The organism is Antarctobacter aquimaris (assembly GCF_900184945.1).
GTDB classification, from domain to species: domain Bacteria; phylum Pseudomonadota; class Alphaproteobacteria; order Rhodobacterales; family Rhodobacteraceae; genus Maliponia; species Maliponia aquimaris.
In genome coordinates, this window is the sequence record NZ_FXYF01000019.1 from 59,391 (window position 1) to 75,539 (window position 16,149).

At 66.2% G+C, this 16,149-nt stretch carries 21 protein-coding genes, 1 tRNA gene and 1 pseudogene; 20 read left to right on the plus strand and 3 right to left on the minus strand.

The features are described from left to right. The first annotated feature begins 7 nt into the window (after positions 1–7). The 5 genes from queA to MAA8898_RS22745 all read left to right on the plus strand — a co-directional run bounded on the left by queA (position 8) and on the right by MAA8898_RS22745 (position 5,097). Positions 8–1,063: a tRNA preQ1(34) S-adenosylmethionine ribosyltransferase-isomerase QueA gene (gene queA / locus MAA8898_RS22725; RefSeq protein WP_094023314.1), complete on the plus strand. Its 1,056-nt coding sequence runs from the start codon at positions 8–10 to the stop codon at positions 1,061–1,063. Between the two features lie 139 nt (positions 1,064–1,202). Continuing rightward, positions 1,203–2,465, plus strand: coding sequence for an MFS transporter (locus tag MAA8898_RS22730; RefSeq protein ID WP_094023315.1), 1,263 nt, complete (start codon positions 1,203–1,205; stop codon positions 2,463–2,465). A gap of 105 nt (positions 2,466–2,570) precedes the next feature. Further along, positions 2,571–3,152: a DUF924 family protein gene (locus tag MAA8898_RS22735; RefSeq protein WP_094023316.1), complete on the plus strand. Its 582-nt coding sequence runs from the start codon at positions 2,571–2,573 to the stop codon at positions 3,150–3,152. A 90-nt stretch (positions 3,153–3,242) separates the two neighbouring features. After that, complete coding sequence (gene lpdA, locus MAA8898_RS22740) at positions 3,243–4,637, plus strand: dihydrolipoyl dehydrogenase (protein WP_094023317.1); 1,395 nt, start codon at positions 3,243–3,245, stop codon at positions 4,635–4,637. A 31-nt stretch (positions 4,638–4,668) separates the two neighbouring features. Beyond that, positions 4,669–5,097: a DUF1801 domain-containing protein gene (locus MAA8898_RS22745; RefSeq protein WP_094023318.1), complete on the plus strand. Its 429-nt coding sequence runs from the start codon at positions 4,669–4,671 to the stop codon at positions 5,095–5,097. A 93-nt stretch (positions 5,098–5,190) separates the two neighbouring features. On the opposite strand, the gene MAA8898_RS22750 is transcribed toward MAA8898_RS22745, so the two are convergent. Continuing rightward, the gene (locus tag MAA8898_RS22750) at positions 5,191–5,472 is read right to left on the minus strand and encodes a hypothetical protein (RefSeq protein ID WP_094023319.1); all 282 of its coding nucleotides are present in this window, start codon (positions 5,470–5,472) and stop codon (positions 5,191–5,193) included. Between the two features lie 17 nt (positions 5,473–5,489). After that, complete coding sequence (locus tag MAA8898_RS22755) at positions 5,490–6,143, minus strand: alpha/beta hydrolase (RefSeq protein ID WP_094023320.1); 654 nt, start codon at positions 6,141–6,143, stop codon at positions 5,490–5,492. A gap of 185 nt (positions 6,144–6,328) precedes the next feature. Here MAA8898_RS22755 and iscR point away from each other — a divergent pair, with 185 nt between their 5' ends. From iscR to MAA8898_RS25990, 15 genes are all read left to right on the plus strand, one after another. Next, entirely contained in the window at positions 6,329–6,793 is a 465-nt protein-coding gene (iscR, locus tag MAA8898_RS22760) for a Fe-S cluster assembly transcriptional regulator IscR (protein WP_094023337.1), read from the plus strand. A 99-nt stretch (positions 6,794–6,892) separates the two neighbouring features. Further along, positions 6,893–7,939 carry a cysteine desulfurase family protein gene (locus MAA8898_RS22765; protein ID WP_094023321.1) on the plus strand — a complete coding sequence of 349 codons (1,047 nt, stop codon included), beginning with the start codon at positions 6,893–6,895 and terminating at the stop codon, positions 7,937–7,939. 15 nt (positions 7,940–7,954) lie between these two features. Then, positions 7,955–9,475, plus strand: coding sequence for a Fe-S cluster assembly protein SufB (gene sufB / locus MAA8898_RS22770; RefSeq protein ID WP_094023322.1), 1,521 nt, complete (start codon positions 7,955–7,957; stop codon positions 9,473–9,475). Between the two features lie 36 nt (positions 9,476–9,511). After that, positions 9,512–9,859 (plus strand): DMT family protein, encoded by a 348-nt coding sequence (locus MAA8898_RS22775; protein WP_094023323.1) that lies wholly within the window; start codon positions 9,512–9,514, stop codon positions 9,857–9,859. A 16-nt stretch (positions 9,860–9,875) separates the two neighbouring features. Beyond that, positions 9,876–10,091 carry a hypothetical protein gene (locus tag MAA8898_RS22780; protein ID WP_094023324.1) on the plus strand — a complete coding sequence of 72 codons (216 nt, stop codon included), beginning with the start codon at positions 9,876–9,878 and terminating at the stop codon, positions 10,089–10,091. A gap of 9 nt (positions 10,092–10,100) precedes the next feature. Continuing rightward, complete coding sequence (locus MAA8898_RS22785) at positions 10,101–10,280, plus strand: hypothetical protein (protein ID WP_094023325.1); 180 nt, start codon at positions 10,101–10,103, stop codon at positions 10,278–10,280. Beyond that, positions 10,277–10,405 carry a hypothetical protein gene (locus MAA8898_RS27125; protein ID WP_281252912.1) on the plus strand — a complete coding sequence of 43 codons (129 nt, stop codon included), beginning with the start codon at positions 10,277–10,279 and terminating at the stop codon, positions 10,403–10,405. The genes MAA8898_RS22785 and MAA8898_RS27125 overlap by 4 nt, the downstream gene beginning before the upstream one ends. Before the next feature lie 26 nt (positions 10,406–10,431). Continuing rightward, positions 10,432–10,743 carry a heavy metal-binding domain-containing protein gene (locus MAA8898_RS22790; protein WP_094023326.1) on the plus strand — a complete coding sequence of 104 codons (312 nt, stop codon included), beginning with the start codon at positions 10,432–10,434 and terminating at the stop codon, positions 10,741–10,743. Positions 10,744–10,789: 46 nt separating this feature from the next. Next, the gene (gene sufC / locus MAA8898_RS22795) at positions 10,790–11,545 is read left to right on the plus strand and encodes a Fe-S cluster assembly ATPase SufC (protein WP_094023327.1); all 756 of its coding nucleotides are present in this window, start codon (positions 10,790–10,792) and stop codon (positions 11,543–11,545) included. After that, positions 11,545–12,822 (plus strand): SufB/SufD family protein, encoded by a 1,278-nt coding sequence (locus tag MAA8898_RS22800; RefSeq protein ID WP_094023328.1) that lies wholly within the window; start codon positions 11,545–11,547, stop codon positions 12,820–12,822. The genes sufC and MAA8898_RS22800 overlap by 1 nt, the downstream gene beginning before the upstream one ends. A gap of 3 nt (positions 12,823–12,825) precedes the next feature. Continuing rightward, positions 12,826–13,323 (plus strand): YIP1 family protein, encoded by a 498-nt coding sequence (locus MAA8898_RS22805; protein ID WP_094023329.1) that lies wholly within the window; start codon positions 12,826–12,828, stop codon positions 13,321–13,323. Then, a complete protein-coding gene (locus tag MAA8898_RS22810; RefSeq protein WP_176445288.1) occupies positions 13,320–13,904 on the plus strand; it encodes a YIP1 family protein in 585 nt (194 codons plus the stop codon). The genes MAA8898_RS22805 and MAA8898_RS22810 overlap by 4 nt, the downstream gene beginning before the upstream one ends. Further along, entirely contained in the window at positions 13,897–15,117 is a 1,221-nt protein-coding gene (locus MAA8898_RS22815) for a cysteine desulfurase (protein ID WP_094023331.1), read from the plus strand. The genes MAA8898_RS22810 and MAA8898_RS22815 overlap by 8 nt, the downstream gene beginning before the upstream one ends. Positions 15,118–15,253: 136 nt before the next feature. Then, a tRNA-Arg gene (locus tag MAA8898_RS22820) sits at positions 15,254–15,330 on the plus strand. A gap of 106 nt (positions 15,331–15,436) precedes the next feature. Then, positions 15,437–15,766, plus strand: a complete 330-nt coding sequence (locus MAA8898_RS25990) for a hypothetical protein (protein WP_141194927.1) — start codon at positions 15,437–15,439, stop codon at positions 15,764–15,766. A 259-nt stretch (positions 15,767–16,025) separates the two neighbouring features. On the opposite strand, the pseudogene MAA8898_RS22825 reads toward MAA8898_RS25990, so the two are convergent. Further along, a pseudogene (locus MAA8898_RS22825) lies at positions 16,026–16,149 on the minus strand (IS5/IS1182 family transposase); the annotation flags it as partial.

Here is a 16,149-nt window from a genome sequence, read left to right on the forward strand (position 1 = left end):
TTGACCGATGAAGCTGAGTGATTTCGATTTCGATCTGCCGGACCGGCTGATCGCCACCCGCCCGGCGCGCCCGCGCACCTCGGCCCGGCTGCTGGTGGCCGAGGGCGACGGGATCACCGATGCCCATGTTTACGATCTGCCGCGCTGGCTGCGCCCCGGCGACCGGCTGATCCTCAACGATACCAAGGTGATACCGGCACGTCTTCAGGGCGTGCGACGGCGCGCCTCGGACGCGGGCGAGACCGAGGCGCGGATCGAGGTGACGCTGCTGGAGCCGCGCGCCGACGGTCTTTGGGCGGCGCTGCTGAAACCGCTGAAGAAGGTGCGCGATGGCGAGGAAATCCGATTTTCCAGTGAGTTGAGTGCCACTGTTGAGGCGCGCGAAGAGGGGCAGGGGCTGCTGCGCTTCAACCTGTCCGGCGAGGATTTCGACGCCGCGCTGAACGCGGCGGGGGCGATGCCGCTGCCGCCCTACATCGCCGCGAAACGCGCCGCGGACGCGCAGGACCGCACCGACTACCAGACCGTCTGGGCGCGCGCCTCGGGGGCGGTGGCGGCGCCGACCGCCTCGCTGCACTTCGACGAGGCGCTGCTGGCCACGCTGGCGGCGCAGGGCATCGGCTTTACCCATGTCACGCTGCACGTCGGCGCGGGCACCTTCCTGCCGGTCAAGGTCGAGGACGTGACCACCCACCGGATGCACGGCGAATGGGGCGAGGTCACCGAAGCGGCCGCCGCCAAGATCGCCGCCACCCGCGCGGCGGGCGGGCGGATCATTCCCGTCGGCACCACCGCGCTGCGCCTGATCGAGACGGCGGCACGGGCCAGCGGCCGGATCGCGCCATTTCGCGGCGTGACCGACATCTTCATCTACCCCGGCTTCCGCTTCAACGTGACCGACGCGCTGATGACCAATTTCCACCTGCCGAAATCGACGCTGATGATGCTGGTCTCGGCGCTGATGGGACCAGAGCGCATCCGGCAGATCTATGCCCACGCCGTCGCCTCCGAGTACCGCTTTTTCTCTTACGGCGACGCCTCGCTGCTGATCCCCGGCGACTGACCGCGCGCCATACGCGGCTTTCTGCCACCGCCCGGACAAGCCTGGTTTCGCAGCGACGCAAAATCGTGCAGGGCGTCGCCAACGGCCACGCGGGGCCGGCCCGCGTCCCGCATCAAGGCCAGAACGAAAGGACCACCCCTTGCTGATCGTGATGAAGAATTCCTGGGCGCTGCTGCTGGGCATGCTGCTGCTGATGATCGGCAACGGGCTCCAGGGCTCGCTGCTGGGTGTGCGCGGGGCGGACGCGGGCTTTTCCGCGGGGACCATGTCCATCGTGATGTCGGGCTATTTCGCGGGCTTCCTTTTGGCCTCGCGCACCGTGCCCGGCATGATCCGCCGGGTCGGCCATGTCCGCGTCTTCGCCGCACTGGGCTCATTCGTGTCGGCGGTGCTGATCCTGTTTCCGGCGGTGCAGGACCCGATCGCCTGGACCTTTGGGCGGGTCATCATCGGATTCTGCTTCTGCGGCGTCTACGTGACGGCGGAAAGCTGGCTGAACAACGCCTCCACCAACGAGACGCGCGGCCAGACGCTGTCGGCCTACATGATCGTTCAGATGATCGGCATCATCATCAGCCAGGCGCTGCTCCTGGTGCCCGATGCCAGCGGGTTCCTGCTGTTCGTGATCCCCTCGGTGCTGGTGTCCATCGCCTTTGCGCCGATCCTGCTGTCGGTGCAGCCGACACCGGCCTTCGAAAGCTCCAAGCCGATGAGCCTGCGCCGCCTCTACGGCGTCTCGCCGCTGGGCATGGTCGGCATGTTCCTGCTGGGCGGCGTGTTCGCCGCACAGTTCGGCATGTCGGCCGTCTACGGCACCGAGGCCGGGCTGACGCTGAACCAGCTCTCGATGTTCGTGGCGTCGTTCTACGTGGGGGCGCTGGTGCTGCAATACCCGCTGGGATGGATGTCGGACCGGATGGACCGGCGCTGGCTGATCATGCTGGTGGCGGCAGCCGGAGCGGTGGCGGCGGCGGTCGCGGCGCTGTCCGGTGGCCGGTTCGAGGTGCTGGTCGCCGCGGCCTTCCTGATCGGGGGCAGCTCCAACCCGCTGTATTCGTTGCTGATCGCCTACACCAACGATTTCCTCAAGCCCGAGGAAATGGCCGGATCCTCGGCCGGGATGCTGTTCGTCAACGGTCTGGGCGCCATCGCCGGGCCGCTGGTGATCGGCTGGGTGATGGAACGGGCGGGGCCCAGCGGCTATTTCGTGCTGATCGCCGGGCTGCTGGCGGCGACCTCGGTCTACGCGCTGTACCGGATGACGCAGCGCGCCGCGCCGAGGGTCGAGGACACCGGCGCCTACGCCCCGGTTCTGCCGTCTTCGACGCCGGTGGCGATGAAAGCCGCCCAGGATTACGCCATCGAACAGGCACATGACGAGGACGGCCCACGCGCGGCCTGACCGGAAATGTCAGAACCTGTCAGAAAACGTGATTAGGAATATAGGTTTATCTTCCGCAATAATCTTTCGTGGGAGATCAATGCACGGGTGACAAAGGAGAAGAGCATGTCAACACCCGAAGAAATCCTCGGCTTCTGGCTGGACGAGGTCGGCCCGGACGGCTGGTATGCAGGGGGTGAGGCGCTGGATCAGCAGATCCGCGACCGGTTTTCAAAGGCCTGGGATGGGCTGATGCAGGGGCGCTATGGCCTCTGGCTGACCTATCCCACGGGCGCGCTGGCCTACATCGTGCTGGCGGACCAGTTTCCGCGCAACATGTTCCGCGACGATCCGCGCGCCTTTGCCTCGGACGAGGTGGCGCGCGCCGCCGCCAAGCAGGCCATTCACCGCGGCTGGGATCTGAAGATCGACGCCCCGGCGCGGCAGTTCTTCTACATGCCGCTGATGCATTCGGAGAACCTCTGCGACCAGGACCGCTGCGTGCGGCTGTTCAAGGAGCGGATGCCCGAGTCCGAGAACAACCTGCTGCACGCCCGCGTCCACCGCGAGGTGATCCGCGATTTCGGCCGCTTCCCGTATCGCAACGGTCCGCTGTCGCGCAAGACGACGGCGGCAGAGCGGGACTTCATGACCAACGGCGGCTACGGCGCCACGCTGCGGCGGCTCCAGCAGGCCATCCCGGCCTGACGCGCGTGTCTTTCAGCCGGCGCGCGGCGGCGATTGCCCCGCGCGCCGTGCTCGGCTAGCCTCGGGGCCGGACAGGGCTGGAGGTTGGGAATGGCCGCGAAATCCTTTGACATGGTGGTGATCGGGGCGGGCCCCGGCGGCTACGTCGCGGCGATCCGCGGCGCGCAGCTGGGCCTCAAGGTGGCCGTGGTCGAACGCGAGCACATGGGCGGCATCTGCCTCAACTGGGGCTGCATCCCGACCAAGGCGATGCTGCGCTCGGCCGAGGTCTTTCACCTCATGCAGCGCGCGAAGGAATTCGGCCTCAGCGCCGACAGGATCGGCTATGACCTCGACGCGGTGGTCAAACGCTCGCGCGGGGTGGCCAAACAGCTCAACTCCGGCGTCGGCCACCTGCTGAAAAAGAACAATGTGACGGCGCTCATGGGTACCGCCCGGCTGGACGGGCCGGGGCGCGTGCATGTGACCACCGACACCGGCGAAGAGGTGCTGGAGGCGGCCAACATCGTGCTGGCCACCGGCGCGCGGGCGCGCGAACTGCCGGGGTTGGAGGCGGATGGAAAACGTGTCTGGACCTACAAGCACGCGCTGGTCCCGCCGCACATGCCGAAAAAGCTGCTGGTCATCGGATCGGGCGCGATCGGCATCGAATTCGCCAGCTTTTACAACACGCTGGGCGCCGAAGTGACGGTGATCGAGGTGATGGACCGCATCCTGCCCGTCGAGGACGAGGAAATCGCCGCCTTCGCGCGCAAGCAGTTCCAGAAGCAGGGCATGACGATCCTCGAAGGGGCGATGGTGAAAAAGCTCGACCGCGGCCGCGATAACGTGGTGGCGCATGTCGAAAAGGCCGGTGAGACCACGCAGCTCACCGTCGATACGGTGATCTCGGCCGTGGGCATCGTCGGCAATACCGAGGGGCTGGGGCTTGAAAAGCTGGGCGTGACGGTCGAAAGGACGCATGTCGTGACCGACCCGATGTGCCGCACCGGGGTGCCGGGGGTCTACGCCATCGGCGACCTCGCCGGCGCGCCCTGGCTGGCGCACAAGGCCAGCCACGAAGGCGTCATGGTGGCCGAGCTGATCGCCGGCGGGCATCCGCACGCCGTCGACCCCGGCAGCATCGCCGGCTGCACCTACTGCCAGCCGCAGATCGCCAGCGTCGGCCTGACCGAGGCCAAGGCCCGCGCGCAGGGCTTTGACATCAAGGTCGGCCGCTTCCCCTTTATCGGCAACGGCAAGGCCATCGCCCTGGGCGAGCCGGAGGGCCTGGTCAAGACGGTGTTCGACGCCAGGACCGGCGCGCTGCTGGGCGCGCATATGGTGGGGGCGGAGGTCACCGAGCTGATCCAGGGCTACGTGGTCGGCCGCCAACTGGAAACCACCGAGGCGGATCTGATGCAAACGGTCTTCCCGCATCCGACGCTGAGCGAGATGATGCACGAGTCGGTGCTGGATGCCTGGGGGCGGGCCATCCATTTCTGAGCGCGCGCCGCAAACTGAAAAGGACAGCCAGATGCCGGACCGGATGACAGTGCCCTCGACAACCTCGGTCGCGGACTTCCTCGCCGGGGTCCAGCCGGATCAGCGCCGCGAGGACGCCCTGCGGCTCGACGCGCTGTTCCGCGAGGTGACCGGCTGGCAGCCGGTGCTCTGGGGCAGCTCCATCGTCGGCTACGGCCGCTACGCCTACACCTATGCCAGCGGCCATTCCGGGCAGAGCCTGGCCACCGGCTTTGCCCCGCGCAAGGCCAACACGGTGGTCTACATCATGCCCGGCTACGCCGATTTCGGCGTTATCCTGTCACGGCTCGGGCCGCACCGGCTGGGCAAGTCCTGCCTCTACCTGGGCGCGCTCTCGAAGGTGGACCTGGATGCGCTGGCCGAGCTGATCCGCGCCGGTCTGGCCGACCTCGCCCGCCACTGGCCGATCACGGCGGACTGAGGGCCGCACCTTCCAGCTTCTTTGGTTTGAAAAATACCTCGGGGTCCGGGGCAGCGCCCCGGTCCGACCTGTCCACTGGACACCACGACGGTGTCAGAGCGCCTCGTTGTCGGATCCCGGGGCGATTGCCTGCGGCACCGCCTCGCCGCGCTTCCTGGCGTCCAGCGCCCGCTGCACGTGCTCGTTCAGGAAGGTCCGCGCGCGCCGCTCGGCCAGGCGGATGCGGACGGCGGCGCGAAAGATCTCCTCGGACGAGGGCGACGAGGCGCCCAGCACCTTGGCGACCTGCTCGGCCAGGTTCTCGTCACCCAGCGCGTCCATCGCCTTGATGGTGTCGCGGGCAAGCTTGTCGGCCAGGTCCTCGACAACGGACATGGAATCCTCCGTCCTGTCTAGCGCGTGTTCTCGGTGAGGCGCCGTTTCACATAGGTGGTGACGCTGCCGATCAGGGTGTCCATGTGCGGCTCTTCAAAGAAGTGGCCCGAGCCGTCGACCTCCTGGTGGGTGATCTGGATGCCGCGCTGCTCATGCAGCTTGGACACCAGCGCGCGGGTGTCGGCGGGCGGCGCGACACGGTCGTTGGTGCCGTTGATGATCAGCCCCGACGACGGGCAGGGCGCCAGAAAGCTGAAGTCATACATGTTGGCCGGTGGCGAGACCGAGACAAAGCCGGTGATCTCGGGGCGGCGCATGAGCAGCTGCATGCCGATCCAGGCGCCAAAGGAGAACCCGGCGACCCAGCAATGCTTCGAGTTCTGGTTCATCGACTGCAGGTAGTCGAGCGCCGATGCGGCATCTGACAGTTCGCCCACGCCCTGGTCGTACTCGCCCTGGCTGCGCCCGACGCCGCGGAAATTGAACCGCAGCACGGTGAAACCCATGTTGTAGAACGCGTAGTGCAGGTTGTAGACGACCTTGTTGTTCATCGTCCCGCCGAACTGCGGATGCGGATGCAACACGATGGCAATCGGCGCATCGCGGTCCTTCTGCGGGTGGTAGCGGCCTTCGAGGCGGCCTTCGGGTCCGGGAAATATGACCTCGGGCATGGGGCGGTTCAGCTCCTTGATAAGCGTCTGGCGGGCGACCGAGGTGGGCGCCGGGGCATTCTTGACCAAAACACGCAACTAATTTAGAAGAGTTCTAAACCAGCGCGGGCCGGGCCTGGGCTGGATTGCAGATAGGCAATCGCGCGGACAAGGTCAATTGCCGCGGCAAACGGGGGCATGGCGCCGTGAAACTGAGCACCAAGGGACGATACGCGATGGTGGCCCTGGCAGACATCGCCTTGCAGCCCGCCGGCGACTTGGTGACGCTGGGCGACATCGCGCGGCGGCAGGACGTGTCCTTGCCCTATCTCGAGCAGTTGTTCGTCAAGCTGCGCCGCGCCGGGCTGGTCGAGTCGGTGCGCGGGCCGGGGGGCGGCTATCGCCTGTCGCGCCCGGCCTCCGAGATCCGCGTCGTCGAGGTGCTGGCCGCGGTCGACGAGACGGTGGACGCGATGCACGTGGGCGCGGGGGCCTCAGGCGCGGTGTCGGGCAGCCGGGCGCAATCGCTGACCAACCGGCTGTGGCAGAGCCTGTCGGCACAGGTCTATGTGTTTCTGCACCAGACGCGGCTGTCGGACGTGGTGCAGAACACGCTGGCGCCATGCCCGGCGGTGCCTTCGCTGTTTGCGGTGGTCGACGATGACCGCTGAACGGTGCGCTATCGGGACCGTCGAGGGGGGTCTGCCCCCCTGCGCTGACGCGCATTCCCCCCGGGATATTTTTGGCCAGAAGACGCCCGGGGCTGTGTGATGACCCGCGTCTACCTGGATCACAACGCCACGACGCCGCTGCGGCCCGAGGCGAAGGCGGCGATGCTGGCGGCGATGGAGGTGGTGGGCAACCCTTCCTCCGTCCATGCCGAGGGGCGCGCGGCCAAGGGTGTGGTCGAGGCGGCGCGGGCGCAGGTGGCGGCTTTGGTCGGTTGTCTGCCCTCGCAGGTGGTGTTCACCGGGTCGGCCACCGAGGCGGCGGCGCTGGCGGTGGCGCAGGCGCCGCGGCATGGCGGGGTCTTTGCCGCGCTGCCGACGGAACATGACTGCCTGCGGGCCTGGAGCACGGATGTGGAGGGCGCGGGGTTGCTGGCGATCTCCGCGGCCAACAGCGAGACAGGGGTGATGCGGCCGGACGGGCGGGTGGCGGGCAACCGGGACGGGCAGGCGGTGGTCTGCGACATCACCCAGATGGCGGGCAAGGTGCCGGTGACTTACGGTGCGGCGCGGCCGTCCTACATGATCCTGTCGGCGCACAAGCTGGGCGGACCGAAGGGCGTTGGCGCGCTGGTCAATCTGACGCGGGACGATCCCCTGCCGATCCTGCGCGGCGGCGGGCAGGAGATGGGGCGCCGGTCGGGGACGGAAAATGTCATTGGAATCGCGGGCTTCGGCGCCGCGGCTGAGGCGGCCCGGCGGGATGTGGCGGCCGGTAAATGGGCGCGGGTCGAAAAACTTAGAAACATTCTAGAAGAATCTCTTGAGGCCGCCGCCGACATGACTATTTTTGTCGGGAAAGATGGACCGCGCCTGCCGAATACCTCCTGCATCGCGACGCCCGGCTGGAAGGGCGAAACGCAGGTGATGCAGATGGACCTGGCGGGTTTTGCCATCAGCGCAGGCTCGGCCTGTTCCAGCGGCAAGGTCCGCAAGAGCCGTGTGCTGGAGGCGATGGGTTATGACGACGAGACCGCGGGCGGCGCCATACGGGTGAGCCTGGGTCTGGAGACGACAGAAGAGGATGTGTCGCGGTTCTGCGCGGCCTGGATCGAGAAATACAAGCGGTTCCGCGCGCGGGCCGCATGACAGAGAGGAAACCCGATGGCGGCTTTCGATAATGTGACGGTCAAGGAAGGCGTGGACCAGGAGACGGTGGATGCCGTCGCTTCCGTGGGCACCTACAAGCACGGCTGGAACACCGACATCGAGATGGAATACGCGCCGAAGGGGCTGACCCCCGACATCGTGCGCCTGATCTCGGAAAAGAACGAAGAGCCGTCGTGGATGACCGACTGGCGGCTGCAGGCCTATGAGCGCTGGTTGCAGAAGAAAGAGCCCAAGTGGGCGATGGTCGATTACCCCGAGATCGACTTTCAGAACCAGTATTACTACGCCCGCCCCAAGAGCATGGCGGAAAAGCCCAAGTCGCTGGATGACGTGGACCCCAAGCTGCTGGAGACCTACGCCAAGCTGGGCATCCCGCTGAAGGAGCAGATGATCCTCGCGGGCGTCGAGGGCGCCGAGAGCGCGCCTGCCGAGGGCCGCAAGGTGGCCGTGGACGCGGTGTTCGATTCCGTGTCCGTGGGCACCACCTTCCAGGCGGAGCTGAAGAAGGCCGGGGTGATCTTCTGCTCGATCTCCGAGGCGATCCGCGAACATCCCGATCTGGTCAGGAAGTACCTCGGGACGGTCGTGCCGGTCAGCGACAACTTTTACGCCACGCTGAACAGCGCCGTCTTCTCGGACGGGTCGTTTGTCTACGTGCCGCCGGGCGTGCGCTGCCCGATGGAGCTGTCGACCTATTTCCGCATCAATGCCGAGAACACCGGCCAGTTCGAGCGGACGCTGATCATCGCCGACAAGGGGTCGTATGTCTCCTACCTCGAAGGCTGCACGGCGCCCAAGCGGGACACCGCGCAGTTGCACGCCGCCGTGGTCGAGATCATCATCGAGGAAGACGCCGAGGTGAAATACTCCACGGTGCAGAACTGGTATCCCGGCGACGAGAACGGCAAGGGCGGCATCTACAACTTTGTTACCAAGCGCGCGGACTGCCGCGGCGCGCGGTCCAAGGTGATGTGGACCCAGGTCGAAACCGGCTCTGCCGTGACCTGGAAATACCCGTCCTGCATCCTGCGCGGCGACGACAGCCAGGGCGAGTTCTATTCCATCGCCATCGCCAACAACCACCAGCAGGCCGACACCGGCACAAAGATGGTGCACCTGGGCAAAAACACCAAGTCGCGCATCGTTTCCAAGGGGATCAGCGCGGGCGTGGCGCAGAACACCTATCGCGGCCTGGTGTCGATGCACCCGAAGGCCAAGAACTCGCGCAACTACACCCAGTGCGACAGCCTGCTGATCGGCGACAAATGCGGGGCGCACACCGTCCCCTACATCGAGGTCAAGAACAACAGCAGCCGCTGCGAACACGAGGCGACCACCTCCAAGGTGGACGACGACCAGCTGTTCTACTGCCGCCAGCGCGGCATGGACGAGGAAGAGGCCGTGGCCCTGGTGGTCAACGGGTTCTGCCGCGAGGTGCTGCAGGCGCTGCCGATGGAGTTCGCCATGGAGGCGCAGCAGCTGGTGGCGATCTCGCTCGAAGGCTCGGTCGGCTGAGGTCAGGCGGCGCAGGAACGGGGTGTCTGGTGCATCATGGGGCTGACATATCACCACTGGCTTCCGGTGGTCATGCTGATCCTGTCGAATGTCTTCATGACCTTCGCCTGGTACGGGCACCTGAAGTTCCCCATGGCGCCGCTCACCGTGGTGATCCTTGCCAGCTGGGGCATCGCGCTGATCGAGTACTGTTTCGCTGTTCCGGCCAACCGGATGGGGCACACGGTCTACTCGGCCGCGCAGCTCAAGACCATCCAGGAGGTCGTGACGCTGAGCGTCTTCGTGGTGTTCTCTACGGTCTACCTGAAGGAGGGTGTCAGCCTCAACACGCTAATCGGCTTTGGCTTTATCGCGTTGGGGGCGGGGTTCGTGTTTCGCGGCTAGCGATAGGGGCCGCGGCATGACCGGGCGTCCCTGGAGCGTGCGGCTGGTGCTGACGGCGATGGTGCTGTCGCTGCTGACCAGCGGCGTGGGCTGGATCGAGCCGGCGCTGGCGGCGGGGCCGCGGTTCGATCCGCCGCTGCTGCCGGGGCTGGAGATCCGGCGCGCGCTCGAGGTGCAGGCCTGCCTGAACCCGGTCTTCGTCGCGCGTCCGTGTTTCTGGACGATGTGGTAGGGCGCAGGCATGGACCGCAAGGCTGTCATTGCCGCCACGCTTAGGGGGCTGTTCTGCATGGGTTTTTCCGGGCTGGTCGGCTGGCTGACAACGGCGCTGTCAATGGGCGCGCGGGTGCTTGTGTCCTTTGTCTCGGCCTTCTGCGGAAGCCTGTTCGCGCGTTTTGTCCTGAAAGGGGACGGGAGATGAAACCGGTGGTCAATATCCACGAGAGGGCGGCAATCAGCGCCCCCGGCAAGGATTTCCGGAACGCGCACCCGGGAGTTATCGACCGCGCCGACGACACGCCGGATGACTGGGAGGGCGCGCTGTGACCCCCTGGCAGAAGAAAGGTCAGACGATGATCATCACCACCACCCCCGGCATCGAGGGCCGCCGCATCACCGCCTACAAGGGCATCGTGGTGGGTGAGGCGATCCTGGGCGCAAACGTGTTCCGCGACATCTTTGCCGGGATCACCGACATCATCGGTGGCCGGTCGGGCGCCTACGAGGCAAGCCTGGCCGAAGCGCGCGAAACCGCGCTGCGCGAGCTGGAAGAACGCGCCCGCGCGCTCGGCGGTACGGCCGTTGTGGGCGTCGACCTGGATTACGAAGTCATCAACAACATGCTGATGGTCTCGGCCTCGGGCACCGCCGTGGTGCTGGACTGAGACTGTCGCCGCCCTCGGGCGCAACTGGATAGGAAGAGGAAAAGAAATGCTGGAAATCAAGAACCTGCACGTCGAACTTGAAGAAGAGGGCAAGCCGATCCTGAAGGGCGTCGACCTGACCGTCGAGGCCGGCAAGGTGCATGCCATCATGGGGCCCAACGGCTCGGGCAAGTCGACGCTGTCCTATGTCCTGTCGGGGCGTGACGGCTACAAGGTGACCGAGGGGTCTGCCACCCTGCTGGGCGAGGACCTGCTGGAGATGGAAGTGGAAGACCGCGCCGCCGCCGGCCTGTTCCTGGCGTTCCAGTACCCGGTCGAGATCCCCGGCGTGGGCAACATGACCTTTCTGCGGACGGCGGTGAACGCGCAGCGCAAGGCGCGCGGCGAAGAGGAAATGTCGGCCGCCGACTTCCTCAAGCTGATCCGCGCCAAGGCCAAGGAGTTGCAGATCGACGCCGACATGCTGAAGCGCCCGGTCAACGTGGGCTTTTCCGGCGGTGAGAAAAAGCGCAACGAAATCCTGCAGATGGCCATGCTGGAGCCGAAGATGTGCATCCTGGACGAGACCGACTCGGGCCTCGACGTGGACGCGATGAAGCTGGTCGCCGACGGCGTGAACAAGCTGCGCGACGCGGGCCGCGGGTTTCTTGTGATCACGCACTACCAGCGGCTGCTGGACCACATCAAGCCGGACGTGGTGCACATCATGGCGGGCGGCCGCATCGTCAAGACGGGCGGCCCGGAACTGGCGCTGGAAGTCGAGAACAACGGCTATGCAGACATCCTGACGGAGGTGGCGTGATGGCCCTGCCGCAAGCAAGACAGGACGCGACCGAGGCGCGCCTGGCCGCGCTGAGCCTGCCCCAGGGCGGCTGGACCGAGCCGGCCCGCCGCGACGCGCTGGCGCGGCTGCGGGCCATGGGGCTGCCGACCGCACGGGACGAGTACTGGAAATACACCCGTCCCGACACGCTGATCGCGGCCGAGCCGCCCGCCGCCGCCGCGCTGGAGAGCGACGAGACCCCGATCTTTGACACGCAGGATCGGCTGAAGATCGTCTTTGTCGATGGCGTGTTCTCGGCCGAGGAGTCCGACGACCTGAGCCTTGAGGGGGTCCGCATCGACCGCCTGGCAGAGAGCAGGGATATCCATTGGGCCAAGGACTTGTACGGCGTTCTTGAGACGCGCGGCCAGACCCCGGTGGCGCGCCCGCTGGCGGCGCTGAACACCGGCTTTGCCACGGACGGCCTGCTGATCCACGTCACCGGCAAGCCCGCGAAGGCGATCAACCTGGTCTACCGTCACGAGTCGGAGACCTCGGACGCGATCCTGCACCACGTCGTCAAGGTCGACGCCGGGGCCGAGGCCACGATCCTGGAAAACGGCCCCGGCGCCGCGCGCTTCAATACCTGCATGGAGGTCGAGGTCGCCGACGGCGGCACGCTGCACCATGTCCGCGCGCAGGGCCGCGATCACGACCGCCGCGCCGCGACGCATGTCTTTGCCCGGCTGGGCGCGGAAAGCACCTTCAAGAGCTTTACCCTGACGGTGAACGGCGTGCTGACCCGCAACGAGGTGGTGATCGAGTTCACCGGCGACGACGCGGTGGCGCATGTCGCCGGGGCCTGCATGGGCGATGGTGCGTTCCACCACGACGATACGGTCTTTGTCACCCACGACGCGGTGAACTGCGAAAGCCGGCAGGTGTTCAAGAAGGTGCTGCGCAACGGCGCGGTGGGCGTCTTTCAGGGCAAGATCCTGGTGAAACCCGGCGCGCAGAAGACCGACGGCTACCAGATCAGCCAGTCGCTGCTGCTGGACGAGGACAGCCAGTTCCTGGCCAAGCCGGAACTGGAGATCTACGCCGATGACGTGGCCTGTTCGCATGGCTCGACCTCGGGCGGGATCGACGAGGACAGCCTGTTCTACCTGCGTGCGCGCGGCGTGCCGCGTGGCGCGGCCGAGGACATGATGACCATCGCCTTCATCGCCGAGGCGGTGCAGGAGATCGAGCATCAGGCCATTCAGGAGGACCTGGTGAGCCGGGTCGAAGCCTGGCTCGCGCGGCGGCGCGGCTGAGCCGTGCCGGTCACCACGGATATCCTGGCCAGCTACCGCCGGCCAAGCGCTGTGCTGCGCGGGCATCTCGCCCGCGCGGCCAGCGAACCGCGCGCGCTCGCCTGGCTCATGGGTGCCTGCGGCGTGATGTTCGTGGCGCAATGGCCCCGGCTGGCCCGGCAGACGCATCTTGACGGCACCGAGATGGAGCCGGCGATGGGCGGCGCGCTGCTGGGCACGCTGATCTTCCTGCCGCTGGTGTTCTACGTCGTGGCCGGGCTGAGCCAGCTTGTGCTGCGCCTCTTCGGCGGCGCGGTCACCGGATACGAGGCGCGGGTGGCGCTGTTCTGGGCGCTGCTGGCGGCCTCGCCGCTGGCGCTGCTCAACGGGCTGGTTGCCGGGTTCGTCGGGCCGGGGCCGGAACAGGGCCTGGTCGGGGCGGCCTGGCTGGCGGCCTTCCTGTGGTTCTGGATCACCGGCCTGCGCACGGCGCGCGCCCCGGCCGGCGAGGGCAGGGCGTGACACTGCACGGATATCTCCGCCTTGCGTGGCAGAGCGTGACCGCCCCGCGCGAGGTGGCGGCGCTGCTGCTGTCGATCCGCCCCTCGCGCGAGGCGCTGTGGACGGCATTCGCGCTGGTGGTGGTGCTGAATGCGCTGGTGTTCTCGATCTCGGTCGCCTTGACACCCGGGGCGGCGCCGATGCTGCTGTCCAGCCCGGCCGTCTTCCTGGTGTTGCAGGCGGTGGCGCTGGCGGGCAGCATCCTGGCCTTTACCGGGATCGGCCGGCTGATGGGCGGACGCGGCCACATCGAGGAAATCGCCCTGCTGATGATCTGGATGCAGGGGCTGCGGGTGCTGGTGCAGGCCGTGGTGATCCTGCTGGCGCCGCTGTCGGCGATGCTGGCCGGCGTGGCGATCATGCTGTCCACCGCGCTGGGGGTCTGGATCGCCGTGAACTTCTTGGATGAGGCACATGACCTGGGCGGGCCCTTGCGCGCCTTGGCTGTCTTGGTATTGGGCGTCCTGGCCATGGCTTTCGGGCTGTCGCTGCTCCTGACCCTCGCGGGGGTCTCGCCCGAAGGGATGATGCAAAATGTATGACATAGAGACGATCCGCGCGGATTTCCCGATCCTGTCCCGCAAGGTGAACGGCAAGCCGCTGGTCTACCTGGACAACGGCGCCAGCGCGCAGAAACCGCAGGTGGTGATCGACGCCGTCACGCGCGGCTACGCCGAGGAATACGCCAACGTGCACCGTGGGTTGCACTACCTGTCCAACCTCGCGACCGAGAAATACGAAGGCGTGCGCGAGGTGATCGCGCGCTTCCTTGGCGCGGCCGACCCCGAGGAAATCGTCTACACCACGGGCACGACCATGGGCATCAACCTGGTGTCCTACGGCTGGGCGATGCCCAACCTCCAGCCCGGGGACGAGATCGTGCTGTCGGTGATGGAGCATCACGCCAACATCGTGCCCTGGCATTTCCTGCGCGAACGGCAAGGCGTGGTGCTGAAATGGGTCGACGTGGATTCGACCGGCTACCTGGACCCGCAAAAGGTGATCGACGCCATCGGGCCAAAGACCAGGCTGGTGGCGGTGACGCAGGTGTCGAACGTGCTGGGCACCGTGGTCGACGTCAAGGCGATCTGCGACGGCGCGCGCGCCAAGGGTGTGCCGGTGCTGGTGGACGGCTCGCAGGCGGCGGTGCACATGCCGGTGAACGTGCAGGACATCGGCTGCGATTTCTACGCCATCACGGGGCACAAGCTGTACGGCCCGTCGGGGTCCGGCGCGATCTGGATCTCCAAGGCGCGGATGAAGGAGATGCGCCCCTTCATGGGCGGCGGCGACATGATCCGCGAGGTCCACAAGGACGAGGTGACCTGGAACGACCCGCCGATGATGTTCGAGGCCGGCACGCCCGGCATCGTGCAGCAGATCGGCCTGGGCGTGGCGCTGGAGTACATGATGGGCCTGGGGATGGAGAACATCGCCGCCCACGAGTCGCGGCTGCGCGATTACGCCATGTCGCGGCTGAGTGGGCTGAACTGGATCAGCCTGCAAGGGACGACCCCGGACAAGGCGGCGATCTTTTCCTTTACCATGCAGGGGGCGGGGCACGCGCACGACATCTCGACCATCCTGGACAAGAAGGGGGTCGCGGTGCGGGCCGGGCAGCACTGCGCCGGGCCGTTGATGGACCACATGGGCCTGACGGCCACCTGCCGTGCATCCTGCGGGCTGTACAACACCGAGGGTGAGATCGACGCGCTGGTCGACGCGCTGGAACTGGCGCACGACCTGTTCGGCTGACACGGCTTTCCGGGCAGGGGCCGGCCGGTGATCGACCGGCCGGTCCTTTGTCCGGCGCGCCACGTCAGGAAAGCTGCGCGGCACCGCCCTTGACCCATTGCAGCGGGTCCCTCGAGTCGCTATAGAACCCTCCGACGCACCCGTAGCTCAGCTGGATAGAGCGCTGCCCTCCGAAGGCAGAGGCCAGAGGTTCGAATCCTCTCGGGTGCGCCATAGAAAGGCTCCACGTTATCAGCGACTTAGATCGAAGCGGGAGCCAAGTGAAAACACCCTGAAAAGCAGCTTGTCACACTCTGGTCACACCGAGAGGCAAATTGACATGGCTACACTCAGGAATCACAACGGCAAGTGGCAGGCACAAGTCCGCATCAGTGGACACGCACCGGTCAGCAAGTCATTCACTTCGAAACGGGACGCCCAGCGTTGGGCAAGTCAGGTCGAGAAACAACTGGAGGGCAAAGCGCTTCACGTTGATCTACGAATGCTGGACCGGACAACTATGCGAGACCTACTGGACCGCTACCGAAGAGAAGTGACAGTGCACAAGCGCGGTGCTGCTTCGGAGAATAAGCGCATCGACGGCTTTCTTCGGCAGGGGTGGTCGGACAAGTCGCTCTCGAAGATCACACCAAATGTGTTCAGTCGTTAACGGGATGAACGGCTACCCACCTGCGCGCCTAGGACTTAGTTGGCAAACTCGAAAGCGGGCGTGTTCCTCCGGCCTACTGAGAGCATTCGCGCCCTTAGCGTCGGTTCCAAGTGGAGGGCGGTCTTTAGGCCGCCTTCTTGCTTATGGGGTTTCAAGTAACTTATTGTTAAAAAGGTTATTCCTCCATTGTTGCGTGCGTTTATTGTGGCGAGCACATATCGCTCGGTGCCAAGCCCGCGAGTGCGACTAGGGTCAAGACTCATAGCCAGAACATGACGATGGCCGCGAGGGCGCATGCCGAGAGGAAGACTTTCGGGCACCTGTCGTAGCGGGTTGCGATGCGCCGCCAGTCCTTCAGGCGGGCAAAACTGTTCTCGATCTTG

What these genes read in the sequence shown, in the direction of transcription:
- MAA8898_RS22780 (WP_094023324.1), top strand. Translation starts at nt 9,876, where the DNA reads ATGACCGGGCGTCCCTGGAGCGTGCGGCTGGTGCTGACGGCGATGGTG.
- MAA8898_RS25990 (WP_141194927.1), top strand. Translation starts at nt 15,437, where the DNA reads ATGGCTACACTCAGGAATCACAACGGCAAGTGGCAGGCACAAGTCCGC.
- queA (WP_094023314.1), top strand. Translation starts at nt 8, where the DNA reads ATGAAGCTGAGTGATTTCGATTTCGATCTGCCGGACCGGCTGATCGCC.
- sufC (WP_094023327.1), top strand. Translation starts at nt 10,790, where the DNA reads ATGCTGGAAATCAAGAACCTGCACGTCGAACTTGAAGAAGAGGGCAAG.
- lpdA (WP_094023317.1), top strand. Translation starts at nt 3,243, where the DNA reads ATGGCCGCGAAATCCTTTGACATGGTGGTGATCGGGGCGGGCCCCGGC.
- MAA8898_RS22735 (WP_094023316.1), top strand. Translation starts at nt 2,571, where the DNA reads ATGTCAACACCCGAAGAAATCCTCGGCTTCTGGCTGGACGAGGTCGGC.
- MAA8898_RS22755 (WP_094023320.1), bottom strand. Translation starts at nt 6,143, where the DNA reads ATGCCCGAGGTCATATTTCCCGGACCCGAAGGCCGCCTCGAAGGCCGC.
- sufB (WP_094023322.1), top strand. Translation starts at nt 7,955, where the DNA reads ATGGCGGCTTTCGATAATGTGACGGTCAAGGAAGGCGTGGACCAGGAG.
- MAA8898_RS22785 (WP_094023325.1), top strand. Translation starts at nt 10,101, where the DNA reads ATGGACCGCAAGGCTGTCATTGCCGCCACGCTTAGGGGGCTGTTCTGC.
- MAA8898_RS22775 (WP_094023323.1), top strand. Translation starts at nt 9,512, where the DNA reads ATGGGGCTGACATATCACCACTGGCTTCCGGTGGTCATGCTGATCCTG.
- MAA8898_RS22790 (WP_094023326.1), top strand. Translation starts at nt 10,432, where the DNA reads ATGATCATCACCACCACCCCCGGCATCGAGGGCCGCCGCATCACCGCC.
- MAA8898_RS22745 (WP_094023318.1), top strand. Translation starts at nt 4,669, where the DNA reads ATGCCGGACCGGATGACAGTGCCCTCGACAACCTCGGTCGCGGACTTC.
- MAA8898_RS22800 (WP_094023328.1), top strand. Translation starts at nt 11,545, where the DNA reads ATGGCCCTGCCGCAAGCAAGACAGGACGCGACCGAGGCGCGCCTGGCC.
- MAA8898_RS27125 (WP_281252912.1), top strand. Translation starts at nt 10,277, where the DNA reads ATGAAACCGGTGGTCAATATCCACGAGAGGGCGGCAATCAGCGCCCCC.
- MAA8898_RS22750 (WP_094023319.1), bottom strand. Translation starts at nt 5,472, where the DNA reads ATGTCCGTTGTCGAGGACCTGGCCGACAAGCTTGCCCGCGACACCATC.
- MAA8898_RS22815 (WP_094023331.1), top strand. Translation starts at nt 13,897, where the DNA reads ATGTATGACATAGAGACGATCCGCGCGGATTTCCCGATCCTGTCCCGC.
- MAA8898_RS22765 (WP_094023321.1), top strand. Translation starts at nt 6,893, where the DNA reads ATGACCCGCGTCTACCTGGATCACAACGCCACGACGCCGCTGCGGCCC.